At 28.5% G+C, this 506-nt stretch carries 1 protein-coding gene; it reads left to right on the top strand.

Features of this window, described 5'->3' with window-relative positions:
* Nucleotides 1-175: 175 nt before the first annotated feature.
* A partial coding sequence (locus tag AAT22_RS18340) for an IS3 family transposase (protein ID WP_047002319.1) occupies nucleotides 176-506 on the top strand: 331 nt, incomplete at its 3' end.

Here is a 506-nt window from a genome sequence, read left to right as displayed (position 1 = left end):
GAGGAAGAAAATCTAAAACTCCAACTAATGGTTCACGAATAGGTAGACCAAAAACTAAATTTTCATCATTAGAAGAAGAAGTTAAGTACTTAAGAATGGAGAATGAATTCCTAAAAAAGCTAAGAGCTCTGGCAGAAGAATAACACGAGTTAATATATATGAGATTATATTTTTTATGTCAGAGCGATATTCTATTACACGTCTTTGCCTATTGGCAAAAGTAGCGCGAAGCTCTTATTATAAATGGCTTAAGCGTAAAGATATTATCACCAATAAGGATATACAGGATAAAATAATTAAAAATCATATACTAGATATACATAATAAATATAGAGGAACTTATGGACGAAAGAGAATATGTATTTATCTTAATAATATATTAGGCATTGAAATAAATCATAAGCGTGTATATAGACTAATGAATGAAATGAATATAAAAGCTGTTATACGTAAAAAAGTATATAAGCATAAGTTTAAACCTGCGTCAGTAGCGAAGAATATATTGA

Source organism: Clostridium sp. C8, assembly GCF_001010885.1.
Taxonomy (GTDB): Bacteria; Bacillota; Clostridia; order Clostridiales; family Clostridiaceae; genus Clostridium; species Clostridium sartagoforme.
The sequence above is the reverse complement of the archived record's forward strand: the minus strand, read 5'-3'. Positions and strand labels throughout refer to the sequence as shown.